This window comes from Rhodosalinus halophilus, from assembly GCF_003298775.1.
GTDB lineage: Bacteria > Pseudomonadota > Alphaproteobacteria > Rhodobacterales > Rhodobacteraceae > Rhodosalinus > Rhodosalinus halophilus.
In genome coordinates, this window is the sequence record NZ_QNTQ01000001.1 from 259,204 (window position 1) to 272,360 (window position 13,157).

At 71.5% G+C, this 13,157-nt stretch carries 10 protein-coding genes and 1 tRNA gene; 7 read left to right on the forward strand and 4 right to left on the reverse strand.

Features of this window, described 5'->3' with window-relative positions; all coding sequences use genetic code 11:
• The first annotated feature begins 7 nt into the window (after positions 1-7).
• From DRV85_RS01185 to DRV85_RS01195, 3 genes are all read left to right on the forward strand, one after another.
• Positions 8-1,090 carry a Zn-dependent alcohol dehydrogenase gene (locus DRV85_RS01185; protein ID WP_113287595.1) on the forward strand — a complete coding sequence of 361 codons (1,083 nt, stop codon included), beginning with the start codon at positions 8-10 and terminating at the stop codon, positions 1,088-1,090.
• Between the two features lie 97 nt (positions 1,091-1,187).
• The gene (locus DRV85_RS01190; protein ID WP_113287596.1) at positions 1,188-2,432 is read left to right on the forward strand and encodes a mandelate racemase/muconate lactonizing enzyme family protein; all 1,245 of its coding nucleotides are present in this window, start codon (positions 1,188-1,190) and stop codon (positions 2,430-2,432) included.
• 117 nt (positions 2,433-2,549) lie between these two features.
• Positions 2,550-2,846 (forward strand): ArsR/SmtB family transcription factor, encoded by a 297-nt coding sequence (locus DRV85_RS01195; protein WP_113287766.1) that lies wholly within the window; start codon positions 2,550-2,552, stop codon positions 2,844-2,846.
• Positions 2,847-3,189: 343 nt separating this feature from the next.
• On the opposite strand, the gene DRV85_RS01200 is transcribed toward DRV85_RS01195, so the two are convergent.
• The 3 genes from DRV85_RS01200 to DRV85_RS01210 all read right to left on the reverse strand — a co-directional run bounded on the left by DRV85_RS01200 (position 3,190) and on the right by DRV85_RS01210 (position 7,170).
• The gene (locus DRV85_RS01200; protein WP_113287597.1) at positions 3,190-5,076 is read right to left on the reverse strand and encodes an acyl-CoA synthetase; all 1,887 of its coding nucleotides are present in this window, start codon (positions 5,074-5,076) and stop codon (positions 3,190-3,192) included.
• A 140-nt stretch (positions 5,077-5,216) separates the two neighbouring features.
• Positions 5,217-7,010 carry an ABC transporter transmembrane domain-containing protein gene (locus DRV85_RS01205; RefSeq protein ID WP_113287598.1) on the reverse strand — a complete coding sequence of 598 codons (1,794 nt, stop codon included), beginning with the start codon at positions 7,008-7,010 and terminating at the stop codon, positions 5,217-5,219.
• Between the two features lie 86 nt (positions 7,011-7,096).
• Positions 7,097-7,170: transfer RNA gene (locus tag DRV85_RS01210), tRNA-Gly, on the reverse strand.
• A 92-nt stretch (positions 7,171-7,262) separates the two neighbouring features.
• Between DRV85_RS01210 and DRV85_RS01215 the strand changes: the two genes are divergently transcribed.
• A complete protein-coding gene (locus DRV85_RS01215) occupies positions 7,263-8,180 on the forward strand; it encodes a hypothetical protein (RefSeq protein ID WP_113287599.1) in 918 nt (305 codons plus the stop codon).
• A gap of 4 nt (positions 8,181-8,184) precedes the next feature.
• Here DRV85_RS01215 and DRV85_RS01220 read toward each other — a convergent pair whose 3' ends face one another.
• Complete coding sequence (locus DRV85_RS01220; protein ID WP_113287600.1) at positions 8,185-9,546, reverse strand: formimidoylglutamate deiminase; 1,362 nt, start codon at positions 9,544-9,546, stop codon at positions 8,185-8,187.
• A 68-nt stretch (positions 9,547-9,614) separates the two neighbouring features.
• On the opposite strand from DRV85_RS01220, the gene hutI reads away from it, so the two are divergent.
• From hutI to hutG, 3 genes are read left to right on the forward strand one after another with little or no spacing between them, the layout of a single operon-like run.
• Positions 9,615-10,811, forward strand: a complete 1,197-nt coding sequence (gene hutI / locus DRV85_RS01225; RefSeq protein ID WP_113287601.1) for an imidazolonepropionase — start codon at positions 9,615-9,617, stop codon at positions 10,809-10,811.
• Complete coding sequence (hutH, locus tag DRV85_RS01230; protein ID WP_113287602.1) at positions 10,808-12,337, forward strand: histidine ammonia-lyase; 1,530 nt, start codon at positions 10,808-10,810, stop codon at positions 12,335-12,337. Before hutI ends, hutH begins: the two co-directional genes overlap by 4 nt.
• Positions 12,334-13,128, forward strand: a complete 795-nt coding sequence (gene hutG, locus DRV85_RS01235) for an N-formylglutamate deformylase (protein ID WP_113287603.1) — start codon at positions 12,334-12,336, stop codon at positions 13,126-13,128. Before hutH ends, hutG begins: the two co-directional genes overlap by 4 nt.
• Positions 13,129-13,157 lie beyond the last annotated feature (29 nt).

The following is a 13,157-nucleotide window of genomic DNA, read 5'->3' on the forward strand; positions in this document are numbered from 1 at the left end:
GGAACAGATGCAGAAGATCCGTGCAGCCGTGTGCCACGCCTTCGGCGCGCCGCTGGAGGTCGAGGAGGTGGCGCTCGCAGCCCCCGGCCCCGGAGAGGTCGAGGTGACGCTGGAGGCGGTGGCGATCTGCCACTCCGACATCTCCTATGCCGAGGGCGCCTGGGGCGGCACGCTGCCCGCGGTCTACGGGCACGAGGCAGCGGGCCGGATCACCGCGCTGGGCGCGGGCGTCGAGCGGCTTTTCGCCGGCGACCGGGTGGTGGTGACCCTGATCCGCCCCTGCGGCCACTGCCCGGCCTGCGCGTCGAACCGCCCCACCGTCTGCGAGAACCCGCCAGACGGGCGGCACGGCCCCCTGCGCACCCTCGAGGGCGGGCCGCTCTTTCACGCCATGGCCTGTGGCGCCTTCGCCGAGAAAGTAGTCGTGAACGCCAGCCAGGTCGTCCCGATCCCCGAGGCGATGCCGGCGGAAAGCGCCTGCCTGCTCTCCTGCGGGGTCATCACCGGCGTGGGCGCAGCGGTCTATGCCGCGGGGCTCCGGCCCGGACAGGACGCGGTGGTGATCGGCGCGGGCGGCGTGGGCCTCAACGCGATCCAGGGCGCGCGGCTCGCCGGCGCGCGGCGCATCGTGGCTGTCGACATGACCGAGGAAAAGCTCGCCGACGCCCGCGCCTTCGGCGCGACCGACGGCGTGCTCGCGGGCGAGGCCCGGCCCTGGAAGGCCGCCAAGGCCGCCCTGGGCCGCGGCGCCGACGCGGTGATCGTCACCGTGGGCGCGATCCCGGCCTACGAGACGGCGCCGCGCTACCTCGCCCCCGGCGGGCGCGTGGTGATGGTGGGCATGCCCCATTCCGGCGCCACGGCCGACTACGAGCCCGTCCTCTTCGCCGCCACCGGGCAGGGCATGGTGGGCTCCAAGATGGGCGACGTGGTGATCGCCCGCGACATCCCCTGGATGATCGACCTCTATGACCAGGGGCGGCTCAAGCTCGACGAACTGGTCTCGCGCCGCTGGCGGCTCGAAGAGATCAACGAGGCCATCGCCGACACCCGCGCCGGCGGCGCGCGCCGCAACGTGATCGTGTTCTGAGCCTTTCAATGGTCCGCAAATACCCCGGGGGAGTCGCGCGCCCCGGCGCGCGACGGGGGCAGCGCCCCCGCCCGGCCCGCAGGGAGGGACGACGCCGATGAAACTCGCCGACTGCGACGTGATCGTCACGGCGCCGCCTGCGCCGGGCTGGGGCGGGCGCTACTGGATCCTCGTGAAGGTCACCACCGACACCGGGATCACCGGCTGGGGCGAATGCTACGGCGCCGCCGTCGGCCCCGCCGCAATGGAGGCGGTGATTCGCGACGTCTTCGAGCGCCACATGGAAGGCGAGCATCCCGAGAACGTCGAGCGCATGTTCCGCCGCGCCTATTCCGCAGGCTTCACGCAGCGGCCCGACCCGACGGTGATGGGCGCCTTCTCGGGGCTCGAGATCGCCTGCTGGGACATCCTGGGCAAGCACCGCGGGCGCCCGGTCTGGGCGCTGCTGGGCGGCATGATGAACGCGCGCGTGCGCGCCTATTCCTATCTCTACCCCCTGCCCCATCACCGGATGGCGGATTTCTGGACCTCGTCCGCGATGGCCGCCGAAAGCGCCCTGGCGCTGGTAGAGCGCGGCTACACGGCGGTGAAGTTCGACCCCGCCGGCCCCTATACCTTCCGCGGCGGGCACCAGCCGGCGATGTGGGACATCTCGCTCTCCATCGCCTTCTGCGAGGCGGTGCGCGAGGCGGTGGGCGACCGCGCCGACCTGCTGTTCGGCACCCACGGCCAGTTCACCACCGAAGGCGCGATCCGGCTGGGCCAGGCGCTGGAACCCTACGCGCCGCTCTGGTTCGAGGAACCGATCCCGCCCGACAACCTGCTGGAATTTCAGCGCGTCCAGCAGGCCGTGCGCATCCCCGTGGCCACCGGCGAGCGGCTGACCACGCGCGCCGAATTCGCCACGCTCCTGCGCACCGGCGGCGCGCGCATCCTGCAGCCCGCACTGGGCCGCGCGGGCGGCATCTGGGAGGGGCGCAAGATCGCCGCACTTGCCGAACCCTTCAACGCCGAGATCGCGCCGCACCTCTACGCCGGCCCCGTCGAATGGGCCGCCAACGTGCAGCTGTCGGTTGCGATCCCCAACCTGCTCATCGCCGAGACCATCGAGACCGATTTCCACCGCGACCTGATCCGCGGCGCGATCGCGGTGGACGAGGGCTACATCCCCGCCCCGCAGGCCCCCGGCCTCGGCATCGAGGTGGACGAGGATCTGGCGCGCGCGCATCCCTACGAAGGCACCGCGCTGCACCTCGAGATGCAGGAGGCGCCCTGCGACTACGCCCAGGGCAACGTCTTCGCCGGCGGCGCCCCGCCGCCGGCCGACGACGACACGCCTTGATTCGCGGCCGGGCCGGGGTCATATACAACAAAACGGATATGACCGGAGACGCCCATGGCGAACGTCAGAACCCCGCCCCGGCCCGAGGACGCGACTCATGTCGCGCCCCCCGACGAGATGGCCCGCAACGCCAGCGAGGCCGCGGCCTATCTCAAGACCCTCGCGCACGAGGGGCGCCTGATGGTGCTCTGCCACCTGGGCTCGGGCGAGAAATCCGTGGGCGAACTCGAGGATCTGCTGGGCATGCGCCAGGCCGCCGTGAGCCAGATGCTCGCCCGCCTGCGCGAGGAAGAGCTCGTCGCCACCCGACGCGAGGGCAAGACGATCTATTACCGCCTGGCCGACGACAGCACCCGGCAGGTCATCGGCCTGCTCTACTCGGTTTTCTGCAAGAAAGCCGACAAACCCGCCTGATGGCGAGCCTCGCAGGGCCGCGACGCCCCGCGCACTTCAGACGCCACCGGATCCCTGGGTGAGGCCGCCGCTGCGGCCGAGCGCGCTGTGCTTGACCGAGCGTCAGGTCGTGGAAGGAGTCCGCCTGAAGGCCGGAGCGGCCTGCGCCGCCCAAGGCGCGCCCCTTGTGGCGCGTGCGTTGCGCGCCGCGCCACGCGGCAGCCAATACCGCCGCCTCTCGGGGTCATCGCGATCGGGACGCCCCCGCGCCGCCCCCCTGTCCTTCTTCTTGGAGCGAAATATCCTCGGGGGGTGAGGCGGCGGCAGCCGCCGAGGGGGGCAGACAGCCCCCCTTCGCGGAGTCTCAGTCCTGCGACGCCATCTCCCAGGGCCGCGTGTAGGCCGACAGCGCCTGCGCGATCTCGCCCCGGTCGGCCGCGCCCTCGATCCTGGCGACCAGACCGCGCTTGGGGTCGTCCACCACCTCGGCCACGCGCGCACCGAGTCCCGCCTCCTCGAGCGCCTGACCATAGACGCGCGCGATGGCACGCTTGCGCAGGTCGGGCTTGAAGACCTTGCCAACGGCCGTCTTGGGCAGCTCGTCCAGGATCTCGATATGCTTGGGGTAGGCCGCGCGCTCGTGGATGTGCACGCGCGCGTGCTCCATCAGCTCCTCGGCCGTCACGCTGCCGCCCTCGACCAGCTCGACATAGGCGCAGGGCAGCTCGCCCGCATGCGCGTCCGGCTGGCCGATGGCGCCGGCGAAGGCCACGTCGTGATGCGCCAGCAGCGCCTCCTCGATCTCGGCGGGATCGATGTTGTGGCCGCCGCGGATGATGACATCCTTCGCCCGGCCGGTGATCCAGAGATAGCCGTCCTCGTCGAGCCGGCCGAGGTCTCCGGTGCGCAGGAAGCGGCCCTCGTAGTAGAGATCCCGGTTCTTCTCCGCATCGGTGTAGGTGTTGCCGACATAGACGCCCGGATTGGCGACGCAGATCTCGCCCACCTCGTCGGTGGCGCATTCCACGAGCCCGCCCTCGCCGGCCCTGACGATCTTCACCTCCGTATAGGGGAAGGGGATGCCGACGGAGCCCACCTTCTTGGTGCCCTCCGGCGGGTTGCAGGAGACGAGGCAGGTCGCCTCGGTGAGGCCGTAGCCCTCGACGATTGTGACGTCGGAGGCCTTCTCGAAACGGTTGAAAAGCTCCAGCGGCATCGGCGCCGAGCCGGAGAAGGCCATCTGCACGCTCGAGATGTCGGCGTCCACCTTGCGCTGCATCAGCGCCGAGACGGCGGTGGGCACGGTGATGACGAAGGTGATCCGCCAGCGCTCCACCAGTTTCCAGAAATTGTCGAAGACGCCCTCGCCCCGGTAGCCCGCGGGCGTCGGGAAGACCACATGCGCGCCGGAGGCCAGCGCGGCCATGACGATCACGTGGCAGGCGAAGACGTGGAAGAGCGGCAACGGGCAGATGATCGCGTCCTCCTCGGTGAAGAGCAGGCGGTGCCCGACCCAGCCGTTGTAGATCATCCCCGAGTAACGGTGCTGCGCCACCTTGGGCATGCCCGTCGTGCCACCGGTGTGGAAATAGGCCGCCACGCGGTCGCCCGCCGAGTCGCCGAACTGCAGCCGGTCGCCGGGATACTTCGCGAGCTCCGCGTCGAAGCGCTTCACGTCGGCATGGTGGCCATGCGCCGCCTTCGGTCTGATCAGCGGCACGATCCAGCTCTTGGGCGGCGTCAGGTAGCGGTTGAGATCGACCTCGAGGACGGTATGCACCTGCGGCGCGTGCCGCACCGCCTCGCAGACCTTCTGCGCGACGTCGGTCTTGGGGAAGGCGCGCAGCGTGACCACCACCTTGGCGCCTGTCTCGCGCAGGATGGCCCCGATCTGTTCGGGCTCGAGCAGCGGGTTGATCGGGTTGACGATCCCCGCGATCATCCCGCCCAGGAAGGTGACGGTGGCCTCGTTGCAGATGGGCAGCACGTAGGCGACAGTATCCTCCTCGCCCACGCCCATGTCGCGGAACATGTTGGCGGCTTGCGTGACCTTGGTCTTGAGCTCGCGCCAGGTCAGCGTCTCGGCCTTGTCCTTCGGCCCTGACTCGATCTGGAAGCTCATCGCCGGCCGGCCGGGGAACTTCCGCTCCACCTCGGACAGGACGCCGTGGATCGTGCGCGGCAGCTCGCGCGCCTCCCAGGTCATCTCGGACTCGATGGCGTGCTTGTCGGCCACGGACTCGAAGGCCATGATCGCGATCCTCCCTCCCAGGCGCGGCGGGCCGCGCCGCCTGCGTCGTCGTTCTAGATGCGGCGCGGCGCGACGCGGCGCAAGGGTTACGGGGCGTCGGATCGGCGCGCCACGGGGCCCTCAGGGGCGCGATGAGCGCCCTACTCCGCCGCGATCCCGTCGGTGAACTGCAGCCGCGCGAGTCGGGCGTAGAGGCCGTCCTCGGCCACGAGCCGGTCGTGCGGGCCCTCGGCCACGATGCGGCCCTGATCCATCACCACGATGCGGTCCGCCTTCTTCACGGTGGCGAGGCGATGGGCCACGATGATCGTCGTCCGCCCGGCGCGCAGCCGGTCCACCGCGTGCTGCACGGCGCGCTCGGATTCCGCGTCGAGCGCGCTGGTGGCCTCGTCGAGCAGCAGAACGGGCGCGTCGCGCAGAATCGCGCGCGCGATGGCGATGCGCTGCTTCTGACCGCCCGAGAGCATCACGCCGCGCTCGCCGACGTAGGAGTCGTAGCCCTCGGGCAGCTTGCTGATGAAGTCGTGCGCGGCGGCGGCCCGGGCGGCGGCCTCCACCTCCGCGTCGGTGGCTTCAGGCCGGCCGAAGCGGATGTTCTCCCGCGCCGACTGCGCGAAGATCACCGGATCCTGCGGCACCAGCGCGATGGCCCGCCGGAAGGCATCGCGGCGCATCGCGTCGAGCGGAACGCCGTCGAGCAGGATGCGCCCCGAGGCCGGGTCGTAGAACCGCAGCAGAAGCTGAATGATCGTCGTCTTGCCGGCGCCCGAGGGGCCCACGAGCGCGATCGTCTCGCCGGGACTCACGGTAAGGCTCACGCCGTCGAGCGCGGCGACATCGGGGCGGGCGGGATAGGCGAAATGCACGTCTTCGAAGGCGATCTCGCCCGTCACCGGATCGGGCAGCGGCTGCGGCACCTCGGGGTCGCGCACCTCGTCGGTGGCGCGCAGAAGCTCCACCAGCCGCTCGGTCGCCCCGGCCGCGCGCTGCAACTCGCCCCAGATCTCCGACAGCGCGCCGACCGAGCCCGCGACCATCACCGAGTAGATCACGAACTGAACGAGCATGCCCGCCGTCATGCCGCCGGCGCGCACGTCGCGCGCGCCGATCCAGAGCACGCCCACCACCCCGGTGAAGACGAGAAAGATCACGATCGCCGTCATGACCGCCCGCGTCGTCACGCGGCGCCGCGCGGCGTCGAAACTCAGTTCGGTGACGCGGCCGAACTCGGCCCGGCTCAGCACCTCGTGGGTGAAGGCCTGCACCGTCTGTACCGAGGTCAGCGCCTCCGACGCGTTGCCGGAGGAGGCCGCGATCCAGTCCTGGTTCTGGCGCGAGAGCTTGCGCAGCCGCCGGCCCAGCACGAGGATCGGCACCACCACGACCGGCACGATCAGCAGCACGAGCCCCGTGAGCTTGGGCGAGGTCGCCAGCATCAGCGCGAGGCCGCCGAAGAAGATCAGAAGGTTGCGCAGGGCGATGGAGACCGACGAGCCGATCACCGAGAGGATCAGCGTGGTGTCGGTCGTGATCCGGCTGAGAACCTCGCCGGTCATCACCTTCTCGTAGAAGGCCGGGCTCATCCCGATCACCCGGTCGAAGATCGCCTTGCGGATATCGGCGACGACGCGCTCGCCCAGCCGCGTCACCAGCGCGTAGCGCAGCGCGGAGCCCAGCGCGAAGAGGCCGGCGATGCCCAGCGCGGCCGCGAAATACTGATCGAGGATCGCGCCGTCCTCGACGTTGAAGTTGTCCACCACGCGACGGACCGCGATAGGCAGGACGAGCGAGACGACCGCCGTCGCCACCAGCATGACGAGCGCCGCGGCCAGCAGCGCGCGATAGGGCCTGATGAAGGGCCAGAGCTCGGCCAGAGCCCCGATGCGGCGCGATTTCTCGCGCTCCTTCTGCTGAACTGGCGGGGCCTCGGCCATGCGCTCTCCCTGTCCGCGTCGGATCGTTAATGCCACGCGGGGCGCAGGGGTCAACCCGTGACGGAATGCGATCGCATGCGGCGGATTGGAGCGGGTAGACGGAATCGAACCGACATCACCTGCTTGGAAGGCAGGGGCTTTACCATTAAGCTATACCCGCGCTGGACCGAGCCTCTAGCCCCTCTTTCGCGGCGCGTCAACGCGGAACGGCAACGCCGCCGCAGGACATTCATCGAAGGGAAACCGCACGAAATGCCGACCGCCCACCGTGCCGCGACGATCCCGCGACGCGCTTTTCTCGGCGGATGCGCGACGGCCGCGATGCTGCCGGGCGCGACCGCGGCGACGGATCGCGGCTTCCCGCGCCCGCTGGACCTTCGCGTCGTTCAGTCGGGGCACAGCCTGACCGACCCGATCGTGCCGATGCTCGAGGCGCTCGTGGGGGCCGCGGGCGCCGGACGGGCGGCGGCGCGGCGCATCGACCGCTCCACCATACCGGGCAGCCCGATGGACCTGCGCTGGGAGACCCGGATCACCGGCATGCCCGACGCACGTGCGGACATCGCCGATTACGACGTCCTCGTGCTCACCGAGCGCATCTCGCTTTCGAACACCGCGCCATGGCACGACTCGGAAGAGATGGCGCTGCGCTGGTTCACCCATGCCTGGACGCGAGGGGCCGGCGGCAAGGGGGCGGAGACCATCCTCTACGCCAGCTGGGTGCATGTCGTGAGCGGGCCCGATTTCGAGAACCCCCACAACGATCCCGAGGGCCACATCCCCTTCCGCGACCGGCTCCCGCTGGAAATGGCGCGCTGGGAGGCGATCCGCACGCATGTCAACGCGAACCGCCCCGCCGGGGCGCCGGCCATGCGGATGATCCCCGGCCCGCTCATCATGGCCGCCGTGCATGACGCCATCGCGCGTGGCGCGGCGCCGGGCCTTTCGGATATCTCGGACCTCTTCAAAGACGATATTCACGTCAACGACGCGGGCGCCTATCTCGTCTCGCTGGCGCATTACGCGGTGATCTACGGACGTGACCCGCGCGCACTTCCCGCGCGGATCGGCAAGCGCGGGCAGCCGGAGCGCGAGCTATCCGCCTGGATGCGCGATCTCGTCTGGCGGGTCGTGCAGGACTATCCGGGCGCGGGGCTCGCCGGGGTCTGACCCCTCAGGGCGCCGCGCGCAGGTCGCCCGTGGCCCTGCGGTAGGCCGACACGATCGCGTCGCGCGCCAGGTGCCGCCCGTCCTGGACCATGTGCCGCCCGGCGGACCAGACATCGGCGACCATGCCGCGCCCCCCGGCCATCACGAAGGTGTCGAGCGCCCTGTCGCCGCTAAGCCCGGCGAGGTCGGGATGCGCGCCGTCCAGCGCCAGCAGGTCCGCCCAGCGCCCCGGTGCGATCGCGCCGGCCTGCCGGCCCGCGGCCTGCGCCCCGCCGCGCGCCGCGTCCTCCAGCAGCCGCCGGCCCGTCGAGCGGGCCTCCGTCGCCAGCGCCGCGCGGGTGTGGTCGCGCAGGCGCTGGCTCGTCTCCAGCTGGCGCAGTTCCTCGGCCAGCGAGATGCGGATGTTGCTGTCCGATCCCACGGCGAAGGCGCCGCCGGCTGCCGTCCAGCGCACCCCGTCGAAGATGCCGTCGCCCAGGCTCGCCTCGGTCAGCGGGCAGAGGCCGGCGACCGCGCCGGTGCGCGCCAGCCCTTCCGTCTCCTGCGGCTGCATCTGCGTGCAGTGAACGAAGCACCAGCGCGCCGAGGGCTCGGCATGGGCGAGCACCCATTCCACGGGCCGCGCGCCCAGCGCCGCCTGCACTTCGGCGACCTCGGCCGGCTGCTCGGCCAGATGCATGTGCACGGGCCCTTCGCCCGCAAGCACCTGGCAGAGCGCGAGATCCTCGGGCGCGACGGCCCGCAGCGAATGCGGCGCGGTGCCCAGCGCGGCGTCGGCGGGCAGCGCCGCCACGGCCTGCGCCGCTCCCTCCATCAGCCGCGCGAAACGCTCGGGATCGTTGCCGAAGCGCAGCTGCCCGCCGGCGAGCGCGCGGCCGTCGCAGCCGCCGAAGCGGTAGAGCACCGGCAGCAGCGTGAGGCCCGCGCCGCTCTGCGCCGCGGCTGCGGCGATCCGCCCGCTCATCTCGGCCGGATCGTCGTAAGGCGTGCCGTCAGGCTGGTGGTGCAGATAGTGGAACTCGACACAGGCCCCGAACCCGGCCTCCAGCATCTCCATCTGCACGAAGGCGGCGATGGCCTGCACCTGATCGGGCGTCAGCCGCCCGAGGAAGCGATACATCAGCTCGCGCCAGGTCCAGAAGCTGTCGCGCGCCGGTCCCTTCCGTTCGGCAAGACCCGCCATCGCGCGCTGAAAGGCATGCGAATGCACGTTGACCGGCGCAGGCAGCAGCAGATCGACGCGCCGCCCCTCGGGACGCGCGCCGGCGGTGACGGCGGCGATCCGGCCCTCGGCATCCACCTCCACCCGCACGTCGCGCGCCCAGCCCGCGGGCAAGAGCGCCTGCGCTGCGTGAATCACCTGCATGCGGCCCCGTTGACTCCATATTAAATGCAGACATAATATCCCCAACATCACGTTTATCAAGGTGCTCCATGCCCCTGCTCACCGGTGCGCGCCTCGCAACCATGACCGGGCCGGACCGCTACGGCCTGATTCCCGACGGCGCGGTGGCGATCGAGGCCGGGCGTATCGCCTGGATCGGGCCGAGGGAGGCGCTTCCCGAGGCCTGGCGCGCTGAACCCGCGACCGACCTCGGCGGCCGGCTGGTGACGCCCGCGCTGATCGACTGCCACACCCACCTGGTCGCCGGCGGCCACCGCGCGCGCGAGTTCGAGATGCGGCTGGAAGGTGCCAGCTACGAAGAGATCGCGCGCGCAGGCGGCGGCATCCTCTCGACCGTCGAGGCGACCCGCGCGGCCTCGGAGGAGGCGCTGATCGCCGCCGCCCTGCCCCGGCTCGACGCGCTGATCGCCGAAGGCGCCGTGACGGTGGAGGTCAAGTCGGGCTACGGGCTCGACATCGACACTGAGCTTCGGATGCTGCGCGCGGCGCGCGCGCTCGCAGACCGGCGCGACGTGACGGTGCGCACCAGCTTCCTCGGCGCGCATGCGGTGCCGCCCGACTACAGGGGCCGCCCCGACGCCTACATCGACGAGGTGGCGATCCCCGCCCTGCGTGCCGCGCAGGACGCGGGCCTCGTGGATGCGGTGGACGGCTTCTGCGAAGGCATCGCCTTCGACACGGCCCAGATCGGGCGCGTCTTCGATGCCGCCCGCGCGCTCGGCCTGCCGGTGAAGCTGCACGCCGAACAGCTGTCGCACATGGGCGGCACGGCGCTTGCCGCCCGCTACGGCGCGCTCTCGGCGGATCACGTCGAATATGCGACCGAGGAAGATGCCAGAGCGATGGCAGGCGCCGGCACCGTCGCGGTGCTGCTGCCCGGCGCCTTCTACACCCTGCGCGAGACGCAGGCGCCGCCGGTCGCCGCCTTCCGCCGGCACGGCGTGCCCATGGCGCTCGCCACCGACTGCAACCCCGGTTCCTCGCCGCTGACCTCACTGCTCCTGACGATGAACATGGCCTGCACCTTCTTCCGCCTGACGCCGGAAGAGGCGCTGGCCGGCGTGACGAAGCAAGCGGCGCGGGCGCTGGGGCTGTCGGACCGCGGCACGCTGGCCGAGGGGCAGCGCGCCGATCTGGCCGTCTGGGACGTGGAAGAGCCCGCCGAACTGGCCTATCGCATCGGCTTCAACCCGCTGCATCGCCGCATCGTCGGGGGCCGGCTGTGAGCGTGGTGCTGACGCCCGGCGCGACCACGCTCGCCACCCTCGAACGTCTCTGGCGCGGCGGCGCCGCCGCACGGCTCGACCCCGCGGCGCGGCCGGGGGTGGAGGCCGCGGCGGCGCTGGTGCGGCAGGCGGCGGAGGGCGAGGCCGCCGTCTACGGCGTCAACACCGGCTTCGGCAAGCTCGCCACGGTGCGCATCCCCGCCGCCGACACCGCCAAGCTGCAGCGCAACCTGATCCTGAGCCACGCCGCCGGCGTGGGCGAGGCGCTGGAGCCCGAAACCGTGCGGCTGATGCTGGCGCTCAAGCTCCTGTCGCTCGGGCGCGGCGCCTCGGGCGTGCGCTGGGAGGTCGTGGCGCTGCTGGAAGCGATGCTGGAGCGCGACGTGCTGCCCGTGGTCCCGGTGCAGGGCTCCGTCGGCGCCTCGGGCGACCTCGCGCCGCTAGCCCACATGGCCGCCGCGATGATCGGCGAAGGCGAGGCGGAGGTCGCGGGCACGCGGATGCGGGCGGCCGAGGCACTGGCGCAGGCGGGCCTCGCGCCCGTGCAGCTTGGCCCCAAGGAGGGGCTCGCCCTGATCAACGGCACGCAGTTCTCCACCGCCTGCGCGCTGGCCGCGCTCTTTCGCGGGTGGGAGGCGGCGCGCGCCGCGATCGTCACCGGCGCGCTTTCGACCGACGCGATCATGGGCTCGACCGACCCGCTCGCGGACGCGATCCACACCCTGCGCGGGCATCCCGGCCAGATCGAGGTGGCGCGCGCGCAGGCCGCGCTCATGGCCGGCAGCGCGATCCGCGAAAGCCACCGCGAGGGCGACACCCGCGTGCAGGATCCCTATTGCATCCGCTGCCAGCCGCAAGTCACTGGCGCGGCGATGGATTTGCTGCGCAGTGCTGGCCGGACGCTGGAGGTCGAGGCCAACGCCGTCACCGACAACCCGCTGGTGCTGGCGGACGAGGGGCGCATCGTCTCGGGCGGCAATTTTCACGCCGAATACGTGGGCTTCGCCGCCGACCAGATCGCTCTGGCGCTGGCGGAGATCGGCGCCATCGCGCAGCGTCGTGTGGCGCTGATGGTGGATCCCGCGCTCAGCTTCGACCTGCCGCCCTTCCTGACACCGGAGCCCGGCCTCAACTCCGGCCTGATGATCGCCGAGGTGACGAGCGCCGCGCTGATGAGCGAGAACAAGCACCTCGCCAATCCCTGCTCGACCGACTCCACCCCCACGTCCGCCAATCAGGAGGACCATGTCAGCATGGCCGCCCACGGCGCGCGGCGGCTCTGGCGGATGGTCGGCAATCTGGAGGCCATCCTGGGGATCGAGGCGCTCGCCGCCGCGCAGGGCGTGGAGTTCCGCGCGCCGCTGATGACGAGCCCCGCGCTCGCCGGCGTGCTGGAGCGGCTGCGCGCGCAGGTGCCGGCCCTGCGCGAGGACCGCTACATGGCCCCCGACCTCGCCGCCGCCGCCGGTCTGGTCCGCGAGGGCGTGCTGACCCAGGGGCTCGCCCTGCCGGAGCTCGGGGCGTGAGCTTTCTGGAGGTCATCCGCGGCGACGGACCGGTGGTGCTGGGGATGCCCCACACGGGCACCTGGCTGCCCGACGGGGTGCGCGAGGCGCTCAACGACCGCGGCCGCGCGCTGGCAGATACCGACTGGCATATCGACAGGCTTTACAGCGGCTTGCTGGACGGTGTGACAGTGGTCCGCACCACCGTGCACCGCTACGCGATCGACATGAACCGCCCGCCGGACGGCGAAAGCCTCTATCCCGGGCAGAACACCACCGGGCTCGTCCCGCTCACCGATTTCGACGGCACTCCGATCTGGGACAACCCGCCCGACGCGGCGGAGGTCGAGCGCCGCCGCGCGCTCTGGCACGCGCCCTATCACGCGGCGCTGGCCGCCGAACTCGACCGGGTCCGCGCGCGCCACGGCTTGGCGGTGCTCTACGACTGCCACTCGATCCGGGGCGAGATTCCGCATCTGTTCGAAGGGGTTCTGCCCAACTTCAACATCGGCACGAACGACGGGACCACCTGCGCGCCCGAGTTGCAGGCCGCGGTGGCAGAGCTGTGCCGCGAGGCCGAGGGCTACGACACCGTGATCAACGGACGCTTCAAGGGCGGCTGGACCACGCGCCACTACGGCCGCCCCGCCGAGGGCCTGCACGCGATCCAGATGGAACTGGCGCAGCGCACTTACATGGCCGAGGCCCCGCCCTGGACCTGGGACGCCGGCCGCGCCACCCGCCTGCGCGCCGTCCTGGCCCGCGTGCTCGCAGCCGTCGAGCGGTTCGCCCGAAACTCGTGCCACACATGATCTCAGAAGCTTATGCACTTATCCTGAAG